Origin of the sequence: Aliirhizobium cellulosilyticum (genome assembly GCF_014198105.1) — a bacterium.
Lineage (GTDB): Bacteria > Pseudomonadota > Alphaproteobacteria > Rhizobiales > Rhizobiaceae > Neorhizobium > Neorhizobium cellulosilyticum.
The window spans coordinates 117,661-138,302 of record NZ_JACIGW010000004.1; the positions used below are offsets into that span (position 1 = coordinate 117,661).

Here is a 20,642-nt window from a genome sequence, read left to right on the forward strand (position 1 = left end):
CGCGTCGATTGTGGCCGTCAACGGGCAGAATCTTAAGCCGGCCACGAAATATTCAGAGCCGCGCCCGCGTGCTGCGCGGCGTCGCCAGAAGCAGGTTCGTCTCGCTGGCGGTGATGCCCTGAACCAGCCTTATGCGGCGCAGCACATTGTCGAAGTCCGCAAGCGTTGCCGTCCCCAGTTCGACGATCAGGTCCCACCTACCGTTGGTCGTGTGGATCTCGGACACCTCGGGAAATCCGCCAAGCGTCTGGATCACCCGGTCGGCAACGCGGCCTTCGATCTCCACCATCATGATGCCACGCACCGGCAGTTCCACCGCATCGGCCCTGAGGATCACCGTGTAACCGAGAATGTCGCGGTTGCGCTCCAGCTTTTCCATGCGCGCCCGCACCGTCGCTCTCGACGTACCGAGATCGGCCGCTAGATCCGAAATGCTGCGGCGGGCATCGTGACGCAAAAGCGTCACCAGCTTGTGGTCGAATTCATCCATGGACAAATTGATAGATCATGCTGCCGAAATGGAAAGCCATTTTATCGATTTTGGCAAATCGATCCATTCAATCCGCCACGAACTCATGATCATTTTCAGATAAACGGAGTATACACATGCATTGCAGACTGATCGGTATTCCTCTTCAGGACGGCGCTTCCCGGCTTGGCTGCGAAATGGGCCCGAGCGCGCTGCGCGTCGCGGATCTCGCAGGCGCGCTTGAAGGTCTTGGCCACGAGGTCACCGATATCGGCAATGTCACTATCGGCGAGCTTCCCGACGTCCGCCACCCCAACCCGGCCGTCCGCAACCTGCCGCAGATCGCCGCCTGGACAAAGCTCCTCACCGAAGTCGCCTATCGTGAAGCCGGCAAGGGCATGCCGATCTTCATGGGCGGCGACCATGCGCTCTCCGCCGGGACCGTCGCGGGTGTCGCCCGCCATGCCGCAGAACAGGGCCGGCCTCTCTTCGTCCTCTGGCTGGACGCACACACGGATTTCCACACGCTCGATTCGACAGCAAGCGGCAACCTGCATGGCCTTCCTGCCGCCTATTACACCGGCCAGCCCGGCTTCGAAGGTTACCTGCCGCCGCTTTCCCATGCCGTCGATCCCGCCAATCTCTGCATGATCGGCATTCGCAGCGTCGATCCCGCCGAACGTGAAACTATCAAACGCAATTCCGTCACCGTTCATGATATGCGCAGTATCGACGAACACGGCGTTGCGGTTCTCTTGCGCCGTTTCATCGATGAGGTGGAGGCGGCAAACGGCATGCTGCATGTCAGCCTCGACGTCGATTTCCTTGACCCGTCGATTGCGCCGGCCGTCGGCACCACCGTTCCGGGCGGCGCTACTTTCCGCGAGGCGCATCTGGTCATGGAAATGCTGCATGACAGCGGCCTCGTCACCAGCCTCGATCTGGTCGAGCTCAACCCCTTCCTCGACGAGCGCGGCCGCACCGCCACGCTTCTCGTCGATCTCACAGCCAGCCTGATGGGACGCACCGTCCTCGACCGACCGACAAGGAGCTACTGATGCCGGCCGAACAGAACCTCAACATCGTCCCCTTCATCAGCGTCGAGAACATGATGGATCTCGTGCTCTCCACAGGCACGGAGACATTCCTCAAGGAGCTCGCCGCCTATGTGGAGGAGGATTTTCGACGTTGGGATCTGTTCGACAAGGTCGCCCGCATCGCCTCGCATTCACGGGACGGCGTGATCGAGCTGATGCCGGCCAGCGACGGCGCGCTCTATGCGTTCAAATACGTCAATGGCCATCCGAAGAACACGAAAAGCGGCCGCCAGACGGTGACCGCTTTTGGCGTATTGTCGGATGTCGATAGCGGTTATCCACTGCTCCTGTCCGAGATGACCATCCTGACAGCATTGCGTACCGCCGCCACCTCGGCGGTCGCTGCAAAACATCTCGCGCCCAAGGGCGCAAAAACCATGGCACTGATCGGCAACGGCGCCCAGAGCGAGTTCCAGGCGCTCGCCTTCCGCTCGCTTCTCGGCATCGAGAACCTGCGCCTCTACGACATCGACCCGGCCGCGACCGAACGCTGCCGCCGCAACCTCTCGCATCTCGGCCTCAACATCACCGCCTGCCGCTCGGCGGAAGAAGCCGTCGAGGGCGCGCAGATCATCACCACAGCCACCGCCGACAAGCAGAACGCAACGATCCTTTCCGACAACATGATCGGCCCCGGCGTTCATATCAACGCCGTCGGCGGCGATTGCCCGGGCAAGACTGAACTGCACCGGGATATCCTGTTGCGCTCGTCGATCTTCGTCGAATACCCGCCGCAGACCCGTGTCGAAGGCGAGATCCAGCAGCTTGCCCCCGATCATCCGGTCACCGAACTCTGGAAGGTCATCACCGGCCAGACGACCGGCCGCGAAAGCGATACACAGATCACCCTGTTCGACAGCGTCGGCTTCGCAACGGAAGATTTTTCCGCTCTGCGTTATGTCTACGACAAGCTGAATGGCAGCACCCGTTTCGAAAAGCTCGACCTTCTGGCCGACCCCGACGAGCCGCGCGACCTGTTCGGCATGCTCCTGCGCCGCCAGGCGGCAGCGCAGAATTCGCCGGAAATGATTACCGCTTAACCCCGATTGGTCGGGTTGCGGCCCATATCGATCGTTTCCGGCCGGCCATCGAGCTGAAGATGCGAAATCTTCGGCTCGGTGCGGGCGATCACCTTGCCGCGACGGATCACGGCAAGCCGTGTCGGCTTCAGCCTCAGCGCTTCGAGCACGTCTTCTGCCTGCAGCATGACGAGATCGGCGTTGCAGCCGACCGACAGGCCGTAGTTTTCCAGCCCCATCGTCTTCGCCGAATTGACCGTCAGCGCATCAAAGATCTTCTTCTTGTCCTCGACACCCGACATCTGCGCCACATGGATCGCCATATGGCCCACTTCCAGCATGTCGCCGGAACCCATCGAGTACCAGGGGTCCATCACGCAGTCATGGCCGAAGGAAACGTTGAGGCCCGCCGCCATCAGCTCGCGCACCCGCGTCATGCCGCGACGCTTCGGATAGGTGTCGTGGCGACCCTGCAGCATGATGTTGATCAGCGGATTGGGAATGACGTTGATCTCGGCTTCCGCCATCAGCGGGATCAGCTTGGAGACGTAATAATTGTCCATCGAATGCATCGAGGTCAGGTGCGAACCGGCAACCCGGCCCTGCAGGCCGAACCGCACGGTCTGGGCCGAGAGCGTCTCGATATGGCGAGACATCGGATCATCCGTCTCGTCGCAATGCATATCGACCGGCAGGCCGCGATCGGCGGCAATGCGGCAAAGCGCTTCGACGGAAGCCGCGCCATCCTGCATGGTGCGCTCAAAATGCGGAATGCCGCCGACGATATCGACGCCCATGTCGAGCGCGCGCTCCAGCGACTTCACGCCATCGGCAGCGCGATAATAACCGTCCTGCGGGAAGGCGACGAGCTGCAGGTCGATATAGGGCGCAACGCGCTCCTTCACTTCCAGCATGGCTTCCGCCGTCACCAGCCGCGGATCGGACGTGTCGACATGGGTCCGGATATGCAGGAGCCCTTGGGAGACGGCGAGATCGCAATAGGCAAGCGCCCGCTCGACCAGCGCTTCCTTCGTCAAGAGCGGCCGAAGCTCACCCCAGAGCGCGATGCCTTCCAGCAGCGTGCCCGACGTGTTCATCCGCGGCAGGCCGAGCGACAGTGTGGCATCCATGTGGAAATGCGGGTCGACGAAGGAGGTGCTGACCAGCCGGTTCGTCGCATCGATCGTTTCCCGCGCTTCGCCTGCGATATTGGCCTCGATCGCAGCGATCTTGCCGCCAGAGACTGCGATATCGACGCCCTTGCGGCCATCCGGCAGATTGGCGCTCTTGATGATGAGATCGAACATTTTAAAACTCCTCGGAATTGGATGGTCAGCGCTCGCCGCGCCGGTAGGGCTGCATCAGCGCCTGCGGCACACGGGCACGCCGCGCCATGACAGCCAGCGCTGCAATCGACAGCAGATAGGGGATCATCAGGAAAATCTGGTAGGGCACGACGCCGCTCAGCACCGTCTGCAGCCGAAGCTGGAAGGCATCGAACAGCGCAAACAGGATCGCACCAAGCAGAGCCCGCTCCGGCTTCCACGAGGCGAAGACGACAAGCGCGATGCAGATCCAGCCGCGACCCTGCACCATAGTCGGGAAGAAGCTGTTGAACGCGGAAAGCGTCAGGAAGGCACCGCCGACGCCCATCAGTGCGCTGCCGAAAATCACCGCGCCATAACGGATCGCCATCGGGTTCAGCCCCTGCGCCTCCGCTGCATGCGGGTTTTCGCCCGTCATGCGGATCGCCAGCCCTATGGGCGTGCGGGCAATCAGATAGGCAAGTGCTATCGCCAGCCCGATCGCCAGATAGGTCGGCGCAGTCTGGGTGAAGAATGCCGGACCGAAGAAGGGCAGATCGGAAAGACCCGGAATGTCGAGCGGCTGGAACGGGGTAATCGTCGGCGGCGTGCCCGCCACCGGCACCATTAGCCGGAAGACGTAATAGGCAAAGCTCGAGGCAAACAGCGTCACGCCGAGACCCGAGACATGCTGCGACAGGCCGAGCGTCACCGTCAGCACCGAATGCAACAGCCCGAACATCGCCCCGCCGAGTGCCGCTACGAGCAGCCCAACCCAGAGATCAGCGCCATTATAAACTGCCAGCCAGCCGGACATCGCGCCAAACGTCATGATCCCCTCGATGCCGAGGTTCAGCACGCCCGCGCGTTCGGAAATCAGCGCGCCGAGTGTGGCAAGGATCAACGGCGTGGCGATGCGCAGTACAGCGGCCCAGAGACCGGCAGAGGCGAGGATATCGAAAAGCGCGCTCATCGGCGTATCCTGTATTGGGTGAAGAACACCGCGACCAGCATGGACAGCAGCGACAGCGCCACCGTCACGTCGGCAATATAGGTCGGAATGCCCATGCTGCGGCTCATCCCGTCTGCGCCGACGAACATCGTGGCGGTAAACAGCGCCGCAAGCACGACCCCGAGCGGATTAAGGTTGGCAAGCATGGCAACCACGATGCCGGAATAGCCGTAACCCGGCGAAAGATCGGTCGTCACATAACCCTTGACGCCGAGAACCTCGATCGTGCCGGCAAGACCCGCCAGACCACCGGAAATCATCGCGACGATCACCAGTGTCCGCCCCAGCGGCACACCGGCGAAAACGGCACCGGATGGGTTGAGGCCGGCAGCCCGCGACTGAACACCGAACACCGTGCGCGTCTGGACGAAATAGATAAGAAAGGCGATCACCACGGCAATGCCGAGGCCGATATGCAGCCGCGAGCGCGCAAGCAGTTTCGGCAGGCGGGCGGCGGCATCCACTGCTTCCGACTGCGGCCAGCCGAAAGCCGCCGGGTCTTTCAGCACGCCATCGATCAGCATCGAGACGAACAGAAGTGCGACGAAATTCAAAAGCAGCGTCGTCACCACTTCATCGACGGAAAAGCGCAGGCGCAGCCAAAGCGGCACAAGCAGCAGAACCATGCCGGCAAACGCGCCGACGATGAAAAGCAGCGGGATCTGCAACAGTGACGGCAAGCCGGCAAACAGATGCGCGCTGGCCGCAGCGGCAGCAATCGCGCCGAGATAGAACTGCCCCTCCCCGCCGATATTCCAGAGCCGCGCACGGAAGGCGACGGCAGCGGCAAGTCCGGTCAGGATCAGCGGCGAAGCGCGGGTCAGCGTCTCGGTGGCCGAAAGCCGCGAGCCGAAGGCGCTGGTCAAAATCTTCCAATAGGCCTCGAAAACCGGCGCACCGGCAGCGGCGATCAGCACCCCGGCAATGGCAAGTGCTGCAATCACGGCGAGGATCGGCGTTGCGATGACCAGCAGCGTCGAGCGATGTTCGCGCCTCTCAAACCGCATCGGCAGCGCCTCCCCATTCCCCGGCCATCATCAGCCCGAGCCTTCGTGCATCGACATCCTCGGCATTGACGGAAGGCGACAACCGGCCGCCGACGATTGCCTGAATACGGTCGGCCAACGCCATCACCTCGTCGAGATCCTCGGAAATCAGAAGCACGGCGGTGCCCGCCTTGCGCGCCTCGAGAATACGTTCATGCACGGCCGCCACCGCGCCTTCATCCAGTCCGCGCGCCGGCTGTGCCGCAAGCAGTATTTTCGGGTGCTCGATCAGGTTGCGGCCAAGGATCAGCTTCTGCATGTTGCCGCCGGAAAGCAACCGGATACGGCTGGTCGGCGTTCCACCGCGCACGTCAAACGCTGAAATGATCTTCGTTGCAAAGGCGATCCCCGCCTTGCGATCGACCAGCCCGGCCTTGGAAAATTCCGGCAGCCGTTCCAGAACCGCATTTTCCCAGATCGCCATCTCGCCGATCGCGCCGTCGCGATTGCGATCCTCGGGAATGCGCCCGATACCGGAAGACACGGCGTCCGCCACCGTCAGGTCGCCGACACCCTTGCCGAACAGAACCAGATCACCGGCGCTGCGGCCGATCGTGCCGCTCAAAAGCTGCGCCAGCACCGCCTGCCCGTTGCCGGACACGCCGATAATGCCAAGCACTTCGCCGGCCCTCAGCCGGAAATCGACGGATTTCAGGCGGTCCACGCCGCCCGAACGCACGGTAATACCCGCCGCCTCCAGCACGATCTCACCCGGCGTCGAAGCCTCGCGTATCGGCCGCGTCACCTTGCGGCCAACCATCAGTTCGGCAAGTTCAGCCTTGCTGGTATCGCCCACCTTGCGCTCCGCCACTTGTCTGCCGCCGCGCAGCACGACGATACGGTCGGCCGTCGCCATCACCTCGTCCAGCTTGTGGGAAATGAAGATCAGCGACAGGCCCTGCCGCGCCATATCCTTCAAGGTCGAAAACAGCGTCTCGGCTTCCAGCTTGGTCAGAACAGCCGTCGGCTCATCGAGCACCAGAATGCGCGCATCGTTATAAAGCGCCTTGAGGATTTCCACCCGCTGCTGCTCGCCGACAGACAGATCGCCGAGCCGCGCATCCGGATCGACCTTCAGCCCGAAACGCCGCGAAATATCGATCAGCTTTTTCCGCCCGGCAGAGACATTCGAACCGAGAGACCAGAGGCTTTCAGTCCCGGTCATGACGTTTTCGAGCACCGTCAGGTTCGGCGCCAGCGAAAAATGCTGGTGCACCATGCCGACACCGGCGCGGATCGCGGCACGCGGTTTGCCCGGTGGCAGCATCTGCCCCATCACTGAAACGGACCCCGTATCCGGCACATAATGGCCGAAGAGAATGCTCATCAGCGTCGTCTTGCCGGCGCCGTTTTCGCCGAGCAGCGCGACGATCTCGCCTTTTGCGAGCGACAGCGAAATATCGTCATTGGCGAGGTTATCGCCAAAACGCTTGCTGACATTTCTGATGTCGAGAACGGTATCCGTCATCGGTCGAGGCCTGTGATTGGGAAAGGGTGCGACCAGCGCTCTTCACCCTCAAGCCTTGCGGCAAGGGCCAGAAGCAGCGCCTCATGCCCCATAGGAGCTATCATCTGCACCGGCAAGGGCAGACCAGCCTTATCCACCCCGAAAGGCAGGGTAATCGCCGGAAAGCCGGAACTATTGGCGATCGCCGCAAGCGGAGCGAAAGAGCCCATGCGGGCAAAATGCAGGTCGGTATCGCGGTGATCGCTCGGGAAAGACCCGATCGGCCTTGGCGCAGAGGCGAGCATCGGCGTCAGCAGACAGTCAAAACGGTCGAACAGTGCATGCAGATCGCGGCTGACATAGACCATCGCCTGCACCAGATCCCAGACCGCAACGCCGCTCATCAGCGCGCCTTCATCTGCAACCGCCTGCGTCATCGGTTCCCAAAGGGATGCATCGATATCCGGCAGCTTCGCCAGGCTTGCGAGATTGATGGCAATCACATCGCGAAACGCCTTGCCCGACGCTTCGATGATCGCGCGGATATCGCCCCACCTGGGCGAAACGATCTCATGCCCCTCCGCCTCCAGGGCACGGGCAGCATCCTCGACCGCCTCGGCGCGAACCGGATCGATCGCAAAATCCGATCCAAGCTCCGCCAAAAGCCCGATCCTGAGCTTCCCGGCCTTGACTGCTGCCTGCTCGACCGGCGGATAAGGCCCGCGCGCCGAGCCGGAGAGCGCCGAAAACGCCCGTTCCGCATCGCGCACCGAGCGGCAGACGGCAAGCTCGCTGGCGATCCCGCCGAGATGGTTGGTAAACAGCGGCCCCGCCGCCATCGCCCCGCGTCCGGGTTTCAGCCCCACCAGACCGCAGCAGGCGGCCGGAACCCGGATCGAGCCCCCCGCATCGGTCGCATGCGCGATCGAAACGATGCCTGCAGCAACAGCTGCCGCTGCCCCACCGGAAGACCCGCCGGATGTCAGCGATGGATCGAGCGGATTTTTCGATATCGGGCCGATCAGCGGCTCGCTTGCCAGCGACAGGCCGAATTCCGGTGTCGTGGTAATGCCGAACAGACAGAAACCGGCATCGCGATAACGGGCCGCGAGATCGGAATCCGCCTCGCCGCCCTGCCTCGGCAGGGATTTCGATCCGGCACTGACGGGAAATCCCTTGAACGGCCCGCCAAGATCCTTGGCAAGCGTCGGCACGCCGCCGAACGGCATGGATTTGCGTCGGGCTTCCGGCAATGCGTCAAACGCATCGGCCGATGCCAGCCCCTGCTCCGCGTCGAGATAACATATGGCGCCGAGCGCCTCGTGTTTGTCGGCTGCGGCAAGCGATCTTTCCATCGCCTGCCGCGCCGTCATTTCTCCGCAGCCGATCGCTTCGGCAAGTGCTGTCGCGTCGGCATGCATCGGTTCGGCTTACTTCGGCTCGTTCATGTTGCGCGGCACTTCGAACGTGCCGGCCTTGATCTCGGCGCGCTTGGCTTCCATTGCAGCTTCGGCATCCGCCGGCGCTACGCCCTTGACGAAGGCAATGTCGCTGCCACCCTCTTTCAGAAGACCAAAGGCCGTATAGTCCTTGCCGACCGGCTTGCCAGCCGCAACATCGGCAATCGCCGCATTGAGGATCGGACGGAAGCCCCAGAGTGCGTTGGCGAATACCGTTTCCGGGTAACGCGGCGTGTAGTCGATCAGCGAGCCGACAGCCTTGATGCCGCGCTCCTTGGCGGCGTCCGCCGTGCCGATACGCTCGCCGAACAGGATGTCCGCGCCGGCGTCGATCTGGGCAAGACCCGCTTCGCGCGCCTTCGGCGGATCGAAGAAGGTGCCGATGAAGGAGACGAGCACCTTGGCATTCGGGTTCACAGCCTTCACGCCTTCACCGAAGGCGTTGATCAGCATATTGACTTCCGGGATCGGCATGGCGCCGACAGCGCCGACCGTGTTGCTCTTGGTCATCTTGCCGGCCAGCATGCCGGCGAGATAGGCGCCGTCGTGGTTCCAGGTGCCGAAGACGCCGAAATTGTCGCCGGCCTGCTTGCCGCTGGAGCCGAGAACGAAGGCGGTCTCCGGATATTCGCCGGCCACTTCGCGGGCTTCGCTTTCAACAGCATAGGCTTCGCCGATGATCAGCTTGTTGCCCTGTTCGGCATATTCGCGCATCGCGCGGCCGTAATCGGTGCCCGAAACGCCTTCCGAGAAGACATATTCGATCACGCCTTCCTTGGCGGCTTCCTGCAGGGCTGCATGCAGAACCGAGTTCCAGGCGTTTTCCACCGGCGATCCGTGAATGCCGGCCACTTTCAGCGGAGCAGCACGCGCGATGGAAGGAAGAAAGGCGCTTGCGCCGACGGCGGTAGCCGACGCGATCAGTGCACGGCGGGACAGTTTGAATTCATGCGTCATGGACGGAAATCCCCTCTTTTTGCATGGTCAATTCTGTAGGCAGCGCACAAAACAGTGTCAAGCAAACTGACTGCTCATCAAATAAGCATCCATGACATTCTTCATCGTCGCGCCGAAGGGACGCTTAGTCTCAGCCGGGCATGATTTCCATGCGACCAAGAGGGTTCGATCGACCACATCACGGCTTCGTGATCGATATTTTGCGCCCATGGCCGAACAGCCGCAAGCCCCTGTCATTTAAGGTCATCGTCACACATTCAGGCAGCAACGCAAAGGCTTCCACTTAATAGAATTGTGTTTTTTTATGGACATTTACACCCCTCCTCCCTACCTTTCGAAACGTAGCTGGCCGATCGAAGGTATTGCCGAGAGTAAAACCCGATCGATCCGCCAAACATGTTTTTCGCAGCCTTCTCGATGCGTTTCGTCGCATCGGCTGCAGCTCATATCCGCGGCGGCGATATTGTTTCGCCGCTTTTTGTTGTCTTGATATCCTTAGCGCCGATCATGCTGGCGCTGCATTCGGGAAATCACAAAAGGAGAATGCCCGCGCTATCGAGCCCGGGCCCAGTATTGAATGGCTTTTGCAACTGAAAATGACGCGTCGGCTGAGCCGGCTTCGACCAAGATCAGTCTCAACAATGTCTACAAGGTTTTCGGCGAACGGCCTGAAAAGGCCATGGAGATGGTCCGCGCCGGCAAGACAAAATCGGAAATCCACGCCCAGACCGGCTGTTCGGTCGGCGTCAACAATGCCAGTTTCGACATCAAGGCCGGCGAAATCTTCGTCATCATGGGCCTGTCGGGTTCCGGCAAATCCACCCTTCTTCGCCTTCTCAACCGTCTGATAGAGCCGACTGCCGGTTCGATCGAGATCGATGGCCGCGACATCACCAAGATGTCCCGCCGCGAACTGATCGATGTCCGCCGTCGCGATATCAGCATGGTGTTCCAGTCCTTCGCACTGTTGCCCAACCGCACGGTTCTCAACAACGCCGCCTTCGGGCTGGAAGTCGCCGGCGTCGGTGAAGCCGAGCGCAAGGAGAAGGCGCTCTCCGCACTCAAGGCCGTCGGTCTCGATGGTTATGCCGACAGCATGCCCGACCAGCTTTCCGGCGGCATGAAGCAGCGTGTCGGCCTTGCCCGCGCGCTTGCCAGCGAGCCGACCATCCTTCTGATGGACGAGGCGTTTTCCGCACTCGACCCGCTGATCCGCACGGAGATGCAGGACGAACTCGTTCGCCTCCAGGCCGAGCAGAGCCGCACCATCGTCTTTGTCAGCCACGATCTCGACGAAGCCATGCGCATCGGCGATCGGATCTGCATCATGCAGAACGGCAATGTCATCCAGGTCGGTACGCCGGACGAAATCGTCATGAGCCCGGCCAACGATTATGTCCGATCCTTCTTCCGCAATGTCGATGTAAGCCAGGTCTTCAAGGCCGGCGATGTCGCGCGCAAGACGCAGATCACCATCATCGATCGCCAAGGCACCACGGCTGCTGCGGCGCTGGAGCGGATGAAGCATTATGACCGCGAATATGCGATCATTCTCGGTCGCGACAAGACCTATCACGGTGTCGTCAGCCAGACCTCGCTGATCGAAAAGATGCGGGCCAAGGCGGCCGATCCCTATCGCGGCGCATTCCTGTCCGAGATCGAGCCTATCCCGGCCGACGAGCCCCTGTCGAATGTCCTCGGCAAGGTCGCCGCAAGTCCGTGGCCGGTTCCAGTGGTCGACGAGACCAAGCGCTATCTCGGCTCCATCAGCAAGTCGACGCTGCTCGAAACGCTTGACCGCGCCAGTTGATCGCCAAGCAGGATCCTGAGCCTTTCCCAATAACCGGCCAACCACCGGAGACAGACTTATGAATTTCGATATCGGAGACGGCATCGACGCCGCCGTCAATTACGTTCTGGACAACTTTTCGCCCGTCCTCGACTTCATCGCCAGCCTGATCGGTTTCGTGACCGGCAATATTCAAAACGCTCTCGTCGGCATCCCCTTGTCGATTGGCATAGCTATCTTCGTCCTTCTGTCCCTCTGGAGAGTGGGTCTCGGCTTCGGCATTCTGACGGGCGTTGCCCTTTGGCTCGTCAATCACATGGGCCTGTGGAGCGCGATGATGGAAACCCTGTCGCTGGTCATCGCGTCTACGCTGATGGCGATGCTGATCGGCCTCCCGCTCGGCATCGCCATGGCGCGCAGGGATACGGTCGCAACCATCGTTCGCCCGATCCTTGACCTGATGCAAACCATGCCGGCCTTCGTCTATCTGATCCCGGCTGCGATGTTCTTCGGCCTCGGCGCCGTACCGGGCGCGATCGCCACCGTGATCTTCGCCATGCCGCCCGTCGTGCGCCTCACCAATCTCGGCATCCGCCAGGTGCATGCCGAATTCATCGAGGCCGGCAATGCCTTTGGCTGCACCTCGACACAGCTTCTGTTCAAGGTACAGCTGCCCAACGCCATGCCATCGATCATGGCCGGCATCAACCAAACGATCATGCTGTCGCTTTCGATGGTGGTGATCGCCTCGATGATCGGTGCCGGCGGCATCGGCAACACGGTCTTGACCGGCATCCAGCGTCTCGACGTCGGCACCGGTTTTGAAGGCGGCCTTGCCGTCGTCATCCTGGCCGTCATCCTCGACCGGCTTACCCAATCCCTCGGAAAGCCCCGCGCCGCCTTCTGGAGCGTGCTTTTCAAAAAGACCGAGCGCGAGCAACTGGCAACGGCGACCGCCTGAGCCGATCCCGCGCCGAACCATGCGGGTGCCGAACCCGCGAATTCAAACTCCCAAGAAGGAGCATCCATGTTCAAGTCATTTTCCACAACCCGCAGGGCGACACTTACGGCAACGCTCGGACTTGCCGCGGCACTCGTCGGCGGTTCTGTCATGCCGACCATGGCGCAGGACGCCAAGACGGTTAAGCTCGGTTTCGCGCCGTGGTCCGACGCCGAATTCGTCACCAAGCTTGCAGCCAAGCTGATGACCGACAAGCTTGGCCAGAAGGTCGAACTGGTCCAGACCGACGTGGCGCCTCTCTACCAAGGCGTCAGCCGTGGCGATATCGACGCGATGATGATGGCATGGCTGCCGGCAACCCATGCCGACTATTACGACAAGGTGAAGAACCGTGTCGAAACGCTCGGCACAGTGTATGACGGCGCCAAGCTGGGCTGGGTCGTCCCGACCTATATTCCGGAAAGCGAGATCGCCTCGATCGAGGATTTGAAGAAGCCGGACGTGCAGAAAAAGCTCTCCGGTACGATCCAGGGCATCGATCCCGGTGCCGGCCTGACACGCCTTTCGCAGCAGGCCGTGAAGGATTACGCGCTCGACGACTACAAGCTGCAGATTTCCAGTGAAGCCGGAATGCTGACGACGGTCGACCGCGCAATGCGTGGCGAAAAGTGGTTCGTCGCCACGTCCTGGAGCCCCCACTGGATGTTCGGCAAATATAAGCTGCGCTACATCGACGACCCGAAGAAGTCGCTCGGTGAAGCCGAACATGTCGACATTCTCGCCTCGAAGGATTTCAAGACCGAAAACCCGAAGGCCGCAGAATTCCTGTCGCGCATGAAGGTGCCGCTCGATGACCTCGAGGCCGCCATGTTCAACGCCCAGGAAACCTCTTACGACGAGGCCGTGGCGAAGTATATCGAGGACCATCCGGACCAGATCAAGGCCTGGGTCGGCGACGAAGGCTGAATAGCGGCGGCCGCTCGCCGGACGAGCGGCCGCACTTCACCTGTGGGGACACCTGATGAGCAATCGCAAATTCCAGCCCGCCTACGGCATTGACGACACACTGGGGGGCCGTATCTCCCTGGCGCGCGATGCGCGGGATATCTCGGTAGAGGAGGCGGCGCAGACCCTGGGGATTGAACCCGTAACGTGGTCAGATTGGGAAAACGACCGCTCAGAACCGCTCTTCGACCGCCTCGAGATGATGGCGAGCGTTTTGCAGGTGAGCGTCGCCTGGTTGGCGGATGGCCGGGGAACAGGACCGCGCTGGAGTTGATACCGGCGCCATCAACGCAAATGCCGGCAGCTTTTCGGTTATTTAGACTCTAGACCGTGTTGCTGCGAAAGCTGGCCAGCAATCTCCTGACCTTGTCACTGCCGTCCTTGCTGAGATCGAACTTCTGGCCGTAAAGCAGCCAGTCCCAGCAAATACCCTTCATCAGCCATTTGAATGTCTTGCTGGCCGAATGTGGCGTCCACGCAGCGGCGAGCCGGCTGTCGTTCGCGGCTCGCTCCAGAATGCTCTCCAGATAGCCCGTATGTTCACGATCGAGCTTGTCCAGCTCGTCCATCACCGGCTGGAATTCTTCCGTGAAATTGGTCCGCAGCAGTATGGAAAGCAGCCGTTGGCGATGCCTGTCCTCGGCCAGCACCTGCAGCCAGTCACATGCCATCTTTTCCACGAGAGACAACGGATCGCGGCCGTCATCGCATGGCGCATCGACATCCGCCATGTTGACACGCGGAAGATCGGCCGCGTTGTAAAGCTCGAGAAACAGATCGCTCTTGCTGTTGAAATGCCAATAGATCGCGCCGCGGGTCACGCCGGCTGCCGTCGCGATTTCATCAAGCGTGCTGGTAGCGACGCCCTTCTCGAAGAAGAGTTTTTCAGCCGCCGCAAGGATCGAGCAGCGCGTCTCGGCGGCCTCTGCCTTGGTTCGTCTCATCCCTCCTCCTTTCCATCATGCCCGAATACTCCACGCTATCGGGCCAAGGTGGTGGTTACCCCCGGAAAGCTGAGCTTCCGGGGGCAACAATCTTAATGTGTCGACGTGCCGTTCTTGGCTTCGTACTTGCCGCCCATCGGTTCTGCGCGGGCGCTCTTGCTGAACAGCCTCATGACAAACATGAAGAAGGCCGGCACGAAGAAGATCGCGAGAACGGTGGCGGAGATCATGCCGCCGAGAACGCCTGTACCGATGGCGTTCTGGCTGGCAGCACTTGCGCCGGTGGCAATCGCCATCGGCACGACGCCGAGGGTAAACGCCATCGACGTCATCAGGATCGGGCGGAAGCGAAGATGCGCCGCTTCCACCGTCGCCTCGTAAGTCGTCTTGCCTTCGGCGCGCAGGTCCTTGGCGAACTCGATGATCAGGATCGCGTTCTTGGCAGACAGACCGACGATCGCGATCAGCCCGACGAGGAAGTAGACGTCGTTGGGCATGTTGCGGATCATCACCGCGGCCACGCAACCGATGACTCCGAGCGGAACCACCAGCATGACCGCAATCGGGATCGACCAGCTTTCGTATAGTGCCGCCAGAAGCAGGAAGACGAACAAGATCGAGAGCCCGATCAGCGCGGGAGCCTGCGAACCCGACTGGATTTCCTGCAGTGACTGGCCGGTCCATTCGTAACCAAAGCCGCTCGGCAACTGCCCGGCGAGGCGCTGCATTTCCGCAATCGCATCACCTGACGAATAACCTGGACCGGCCTGGCCGGCGATACGAACCGACGGATAGCCGTTGTAACCGACGACCTGGGACGGGCCGCGCATCCATTCGACCGTTGCGAAGGACGACATCGGCACCATGCCGCCGCTGGCATTACGGACGTTCAGCTTTAGAAGATCCGCCGTCTGCATGCGCTGATTGCCGTCCGCCTGCACCGTCACACGTTGCATACGGCCCGCGTTCGGGAAGTCGTTGACATAGGAAGAGCCAAGATTTGCGGTGATCGTGGAGTTGATGTCTCCGAAGGTCACACCAAACGTGTTGGCCTTTTCGCGATCGATCAGCAGGTTCACCTGAGCCGCATCCGGCATGCCTTCGATACGAAGGCCGGCAAGGATAGGGCTCTTGCGAGCTTCCGCCATCAACTGGTCACGCGCGGCAGCAAGAGCGGCCTGCCCAACGCCCGCACGGTCCTGAAGGCGGAAGGTGAAGCCGGACGAGTTACCGAGACCCTGGATCGGCGGCGGCGACAGCGAAAATGCGATCGCATCGCGAATGCCGAAGATCTTGCCGTTGATCCGCTGGGCCAGCGCATTGGCGCTGTCTTCCGGTCCGCGCTCGCTCCAGTCCTTGAGCGTGATGAAGGCGAGACCGGCGTTCTGACCGGAACCCGAGAACGAAAAGCCGTTGATCGCGATGATGCGATCGACAGCCTTTTCCGCCATGGCGATCTTCTCGATCTGCGAAATGACGTCGATCGTACGGTCGGTGCTGGCCTCTGCCGGCGCCTGCACGTCGACGATCAGAAAGCCCTGGTCTTCGTTCGGCAGGAACGATGTCGGCAGCTGGATATAGGCCCAGCCGAGACCCGCGACCAGCGCAAGATAGATGATCATGAAGCGGCCTGAGCGCTTGATGATGCCGCCGACAGTGCTCGAATAACCGTGGGACGCCTTGTTGAAGCCGCGATTGAAGAGGCCGAAGAAGCCCTTCTTCTCGTGGTGACCTTCTTTGATCGGCTTGAGGAACGAGCCGCACAGTGCGGGCGTCAGCGAAAGCGCGAGGAAGCCGGAGAACAGGATCGACACGACCATGGTCAGCGAGAACTGCTGGTAGATGATGCCGACGGCGCCCGGGAAGAAGGCCATCGGCACGAACACCGCCGTCAACACCAGCGTGATGCCGATGATGGCGCCGGAAATCTGCCCCATCGCCTTGCGTGTCGCTTCCTTCGGCGACAACTTTTCCTCGGCCATGATGCGTTCGACGTTTTCGACGACGACGATCGCGTCATCGACGAGAATGCCGATCGCCAGAACCATCGCGAACATCGTCAACACGTTGATCGAGAATCCGGACGCATACATGACGGCACAGGTGCCGAGCAGCGCAACAGGAACGACCAAGGCCGGAATGACGGTGTAACGGATGTTCTGCAGGAAGATGAACATGACGACGAAGACGAGAATCATCGCCTCGATCAGCGTATGGATAACCTTCTCGATCGACACCGCCACGAACGGGCTGGTGTCGTAAGGGATCTCATACTGTACGCCGGCGGGGAAATACCCTGACAGTTCTTCCATGACCGCCTTGACGCCTTCCGAGGTCGCAAGCGCGTTGCCGGTCGGCGATAGCTGGATACCGATGGCGGCACTCGGCTGACCGTTCAGGCGGCTGGAGAAATTGTAGCTTTCACCACCAACTTCGACACGGGCAACATCGCGAAGACGAACCGACGAACCATCGGGATTGGCGCGCAGCACGATCGCACCGAACTGCTCGGGCGAGGTGAGCTGCCCTTGGACATTGACGGTGGCCGAAATCTGCTGGCCGATCGGGTTCGGCGTCGCACCGATGCGGCCGCCGGCAACCTGGGCGTTCTGCGCCGAGATGGCACTGACGATATCCGCGGAGGTCAGGCTGAGGCCGACCATCTTGTCGGGATCCATCCAGATACGCATGGAGCGCTGGGTGGCAAACAGCTGGGCGCTGCCGACGCCGTCGACACGACGGATTTCGCCGATAACGTTACGCTGCAGATAGTCACCAAGACCGATTGCGTCGGTATTGCCGTCCGTCGAGGTCAGAGAGACGACCATCAGGAACGACGTGCCGGCGCGCTCGACGCGGATACCCTGCGAGGTAACGGCCTGCGGCAGACGCGGCTCGGCGCGGGCGATGCGGTTCTGAACTTCGACCTGCGCTTCACCGATATTGGTGCCGGGAGCGAAGGTAACGTTGATCGATATACGGCCGGAGGATTCGGACGTGGATTCGAAATAGATCAGCCCCGGAACACCGTTCAGCTCGTCTTCGATCGGACGCGTGACGCTCTGGTAGATGTTTTCAGGAGACGCACCAGGATAGCTGGTGGAGATGGAGATCTGCGGCGGTGCGACATTCGGATACTGCGCGATCGGCAGCATCGGGATAGCGAGCACGCCCGCCAGCATGATAAAGATCGCGACGACCCACGCAAAGATCGGCCGATCGATGAAGAAACTTGCCATACGATCGAGTCCTTACTTCTGTGCTGCCGGCGCTGCGCCTGCGGCTTCTGCCGCAGGCTTTTCCGGGTTCCAAGGCTGCGGATTGACGGTTGCGCCGGGTGCAGTCTTCTGGAAGCCATCCGCGATGACCTGGTCGCCGGCCTTCAGTCCCTGCGAGATGACCCAGCGATCGCCGAGCGCACGACCGACATTGACGCGGCGCTGTTCGACCTTGTTGCCTTCACCGACGACAAGCACGCTTGCCTGACCACCCGGATCACGCTGAACCGCCTGCTGCGGAACCGCAAAGGCTTCCCTCTCGACACCCTGCTGGATCTGGACGCGCACATACATGCCCGGCAGAAGGTCGCCGTCCGGATTGGGGAATTCGCCACGCAGTGTCACTTGGCCGGTCGTCTCATCGACGGCGGCTTCGGAGAACAGCAGGCGTCCCGTCTGGGCGTAGGGGGTGCCGTCATCGAGAAGCAGCTTTACTTCCGCCTCATTGTCGCCGGTCATCAACTTGCCGTCTTCGAGCGCCTTGCGCAGGCGGATCAGGTCGGCAGCCGGCTGGGTGAAGTCGGCATAGATCGGATCGAGCTGCTGGATGGTCGCAAGATTTTCGGTGCTGTTGGCGCTGACAAGCGCACCTTCGGTGATCAATGCACGGCCGATGCGGCCGCTGATCGGTGCGGTAACCTGCGAATATTGCAGGTTGAGATTTGCTTGCGCCAGACCCGCTTCGGCCACAGCAACCTCGGCATCGGCCTGCGCCAGCAGGGAGATCGCGTTGTCGAATTCCTGCTGGGAGGCGACATTGGAGCGACGCAGCTGCTGCTGACGATCGGAGGTCTGGCGCGCCTGCAGCTGGGCTGCCTTGGCACGTGCTACGGTAGCCTTGGCGCTATCGACCTGAACCTGAAAAGTGGCCGGATCGATCCGGTAAAGAACATCACCGCGATTGACATGCGAGCCCTGCTCGAAGACCTGCTCGACAACGATGCCGGAGACACGCGGGCGAACTTCGGCAAGCCTTGTCGGAGAGATGCGGCCGGGCAGTTCGTTGATGATCGGCAGGGATTCAGCGGCAATCGTCATGACGCCGACCGGGCTGGGCGGCGGCGCCTGCTGGGCCTGCCCCTGCTGCTCCTGCTGGCACCCTGCCAGAAATGCGAGACCAGACAAAAGTGCGAGAGCGCGCAGCGGCGTCTTTTGCATCGGAAAGCTCCAACTGAAGGGGGAGAAAATTTACATACAAACTAATACGTATATAAATTATCGCAAGTTGATTTTGAATATCACAGAGGTTGAGCAAGGGCATATCACTGCATGCCAGAATTGCTCAACCAAGAAGCGTTGCGACAACCCGCAGAAACATGCGTCATTACCGCCCAAGCGATCCGCAAAACCAAAAATCGACAAATAAAATAATGAAATCATTATCTTGATCGGTATTATCGAGCGAATACAATCGCCTCGATAGCATTGGACATGGCCATGCCGCCCGATGCAACAGCCTGCCACCAATCTAACATAGTTTTGATGAGAAGCAGCCACAAATTTGAAAACGGGCAGGGAGTTTACTGCGGGTGAATGCCGTACCGCGCCAGCATGAACATCATTTAATCTTTGCTGCGTTGACAGGCCGGCGGCGAAAAACAATATCGGTACTCATCGGTTTTACAAAGGTTGAGTATCTCGAATGCGTCTCAAGACGGCCCTGCCACTCCTGCTTATCGCGCTTGTCATCATAGGTGTCGGCACCGCCTTTACACTGTCGTCATCGGCCTCCACCCCGGCAGTGCTGACTACGCCCGTGGCGCGCGGCAATGTGGAATCGACGGTTCTGGCAACCGGTACGCTCAAGCCCTCGCGGCTTGTCGCCGTCGGTTCGCAGGCCTCGGGCCGCATTACCTCGCTGAAGGTTGCCGTCGGCGACACGGTGAAGGCGGGCGATCTCATCGCGCTCATTGATTCCACTACGCAGGACAACGCGCTGAAAACCGCCAATGCGGCACTTGCCAATGTTCAGGCGCAGCGCAACGAGCGCGTCGCAGAGCTGGAAAACGCCAACCTCACCCTCGCTCGCCAGCAGGCGATCTACGAGAAACAAGCAGGCTCCCGCGCCGATCTGCAGACCGCTGAAGCCGAAGTGAAGGTCGTCACGGCACAGATAGAGGCGCTCGATGCGCAGATCACAGAGGCCGAGGTTGCCGTCGAGACGGCGCAGGCGGATGTCGGTTATACGCGGATCAGCGCCCCGATGGACGGCACGGTTCTCGCGATCGTCAACCAGGAAGGCCGCACCGTCAACGCCACGCAATCAGCCCCCACCATCGTTGCGCTTGGCGACCTGACCCGCATGACCGTCCGCGCCGAGATTTCGGAAGCCGATATCACCCGCGTCGAAGCCGGGCAGAAGGTGCGCTTCAACGTCATCGGTGACCGGGCGAGATCCTATGACGCAACGCTTGCGGCAATCGAGCCTGCCCCGGAATCGATCGTCGATGACAGCAGCGTCGCCACGTCCAGCACCAGCTCGTCATCTTCGTCGTCCTCATCCTCTTCGGCGATCTATTATATCGGCGTCTTCGACATCCCGAACGAAGACGGCCGTTTCCGCACCTACATGTCTGCGGAGGTCAATATCATCCTCGGTTCGGCAGCAGATGTGCTCACCATCCCATCCTCCGCCCTGCCGGAAACCGCCGCGACGGGCAGCGCTCAGGTCCGCGTCGAGAAGGACGGCAAGATAGAGGCCCGCAAGGTCGAGATCGGCCTCAACAACAAGATCACCGCCGAAGTGAAGTCCGGCCTCTCCGAAGGCGAGCGGGTTGTGATCAGCGAAGGCTCCGCCACGCCGTCGGCATCCAGCCGCCGAGGCGGCCCGCCGCCGATGTTCTGATTGGGAGGC

General features: G+C 61.1%; 17 protein-coding genes. 7 read left to right on the plus strand and 10 right to left on the minus strand.

Annotated features, from left to right (window positions below):
- Nucleotides 1–52: 52 nt before the first annotated feature.
- Nucleotides 53–490, minus strand: a complete 438-nt coding sequence (locus GGE33_RS17780; RefSeq protein WP_112458223.1) for an Lrp/AsnC family transcriptional regulator — start codon at nt 488–490, stop codon at nt 53–55.
- A 116-nt stretch (nt 491–606) separates the two neighbouring features.
- Here GGE33_RS17780 and rocF point away from each other — a divergent pair, with 116 nt between their 5' ends.
- Entirely contained in the window at nt 607–1,527 is a 921-nt protein-coding gene (rocF, locus tag GGE33_RS17785; RefSeq protein ID WP_183825984.1) for an arginase, read from the plus strand.
- Nucleotides 1,527–2,606, plus strand: coding sequence for an ornithine cyclodeaminase (locus GGE33_RS17790; protein WP_183825987.1), 1,080 nt, complete (start codon nt 1,527–1,529; stop codon nt 2,604–2,606). The genes rocF and GGE33_RS17790 overlap by 1 nt, the downstream gene beginning before the upstream one ends.
- On the opposite strand, the gene GGE33_RS17795 is transcribed toward GGE33_RS17790, so the two are convergent.
- From GGE33_RS17795 to GGE33_RS17820, 6 genes are read right to left on the minus strand one after another with little or no spacing between them, the layout of a single operon-like run.
- A complete protein-coding gene (locus GGE33_RS17795) occupies nt 2,603–3,892 on the minus strand; it encodes an amidohydrolase family protein (protein ID WP_183825990.1) in 1,290 nt (429 codons plus the stop codon). The genes GGE33_RS17790 and GGE33_RS17795 overlap by 4 nt on opposite strands.
- Nucleotides 3,893–3,917: 25 nt before the next feature.
- On the minus strand, nt 3,918–4,862 hold the full coding sequence (locus GGE33_RS17800; RefSeq protein ID WP_183825993.1) for an ABC transporter permease: 945 nt from the start codon (nt 4,860–4,862) through the stop codon (nt 3,918–3,920).
- Complete coding sequence (locus GGE33_RS17805; RefSeq protein WP_183825996.1) at nt 4,859–5,908, minus strand: ABC transporter permease; 1,050 nt, start codon at nt 5,906–5,908, stop codon at nt 4,859–4,861. Before GGE33_RS17805 ends, GGE33_RS17800 begins: the two co-directional genes overlap by 4 nt.
- Nucleotides 5,898–7,415 carry an ABC transporter ATP-binding protein gene (locus tag GGE33_RS17810; RefSeq protein WP_183825999.1) on the minus strand — a complete coding sequence of 506 codons (1,518 nt, stop codon included), beginning with the start codon at nt 7,413–7,415 and terminating at the stop codon, nt 5,898–5,900. Before GGE33_RS17810 ends, GGE33_RS17805 begins: the two co-directional genes overlap by 11 nt.
- Nucleotides 7,412–8,815, minus strand: a complete 1,404-nt coding sequence (locus GGE33_RS17815; RefSeq protein WP_183826002.1) for an amidase — start codon at nt 8,813–8,815, stop codon at nt 7,412–7,414. The genes GGE33_RS17810 and GGE33_RS17815 overlap by 4 nt, the downstream gene beginning before the upstream one ends.
- Nucleotides 8,816–8,824: 9 nt before the next feature.
- Nucleotides 8,825–9,811 (minus strand): BMP family protein, encoded by a 987-nt coding sequence (locus GGE33_RS17820; RefSeq protein WP_183826006.1) that lies wholly within the window; start codon nt 9,809–9,811, stop codon nt 8,825–8,827.
- Between the two features lie 577 nt (nt 9,812–10,388).
- Here GGE33_RS17820 and proV point away from each other — a divergent pair.
- The 4 genes from proV to GGE33_RS17840 all read left to right on the plus strand — a co-directional run bounded on the left by proV (nt 10,389) and on the right by GGE33_RS17840 (nt 13,840).
- Nucleotides 10,389–11,621 (plus strand): glycine betaine/L-proline ABC transporter ATP-binding protein ProV, encoded by a 1,233-nt coding sequence (proV, locus tag GGE33_RS17825; protein WP_183826009.1) that lies wholly within the window; start codon nt 10,389–10,391, stop codon nt 11,619–11,621.
- Between the two features lie 58 nt (nt 11,622–11,679).
- Nucleotides 11,680–12,561: an ABC transporter permease gene (locus tag GGE33_RS17830; protein ID WP_183826012.1), complete on the plus strand. Its 882-nt coding sequence runs from the start codon at nt 11,680–11,682 to the stop codon at nt 12,559–12,561.
- 66 nt (nt 12,562–12,627) lie between these two features.
- Nucleotides 12,628–13,527, plus strand: coding sequence for a glycine betaine ABC transporter substrate-binding protein (locus GGE33_RS17835; RefSeq protein ID WP_394353671.1), 900 nt, complete (start codon nt 12,628–12,630; stop codon nt 13,525–13,527).
- A gap of 55 nt (nt 13,528–13,582) precedes the next feature.
- Complete coding sequence (locus tag GGE33_RS17840) at nt 13,583–13,840, plus strand: helix-turn-helix domain-containing protein (protein ID WP_148145104.1); 258 nt, start codon at nt 13,583–13,585, stop codon at nt 13,838–13,840.
- Nucleotides 13,841–13,889: 49 nt separating this feature from the next.
- Here the strand turns inward: GGE33_RS17840 and GGE33_RS17845 are convergent, their stop codons facing one another.
- The 3 genes from GGE33_RS17845 to GGE33_RS17855 all read right to left on the minus strand — a co-directional run bounded on the left by GGE33_RS17845 (nt 13,890) and on the right by GGE33_RS17855 (nt 18,946).
- Entirely contained in the window at nt 13,890–14,510 is a 621-nt protein-coding gene (locus GGE33_RS17845; protein WP_183826015.1) for a TetR family transcriptional regulator, read from the minus strand.
- Nucleotides 14,511–14,602: 92 nt separating this feature from the next.
- Nucleotides 14,603–17,749, minus strand: a complete 3,147-nt coding sequence (locus tag GGE33_RS17850) for an efflux RND transporter permease subunit (RefSeq protein ID WP_183685711.1) — start codon at nt 17,747–17,749, stop codon at nt 14,603–14,605.
- Between the two features lie 12 nt (nt 17,750–17,761).
- Entirely contained in the window at nt 17,762–18,946 is a 1,185-nt protein-coding gene (locus GGE33_RS17855; protein ID WP_148145107.1) for an efflux RND transporter periplasmic adaptor subunit, read from the minus strand.
- A gap of 484 nt (nt 18,947–19,430) precedes the next feature.
- Here GGE33_RS17855 and GGE33_RS17860 point away from each other — a divergent pair, with 484 nt between their 5' ends.
- Nucleotides 19,431–20,633: an efflux RND transporter periplasmic adaptor subunit gene (locus GGE33_RS17860; RefSeq protein WP_183826018.1), complete on the plus strand. Its 1,203-nt coding sequence runs from the start codon at nt 19,431–19,433 to the stop codon at nt 20,631–20,633.
- Nucleotides 20,634–20,642 lie beyond the last annotated feature (9 nt).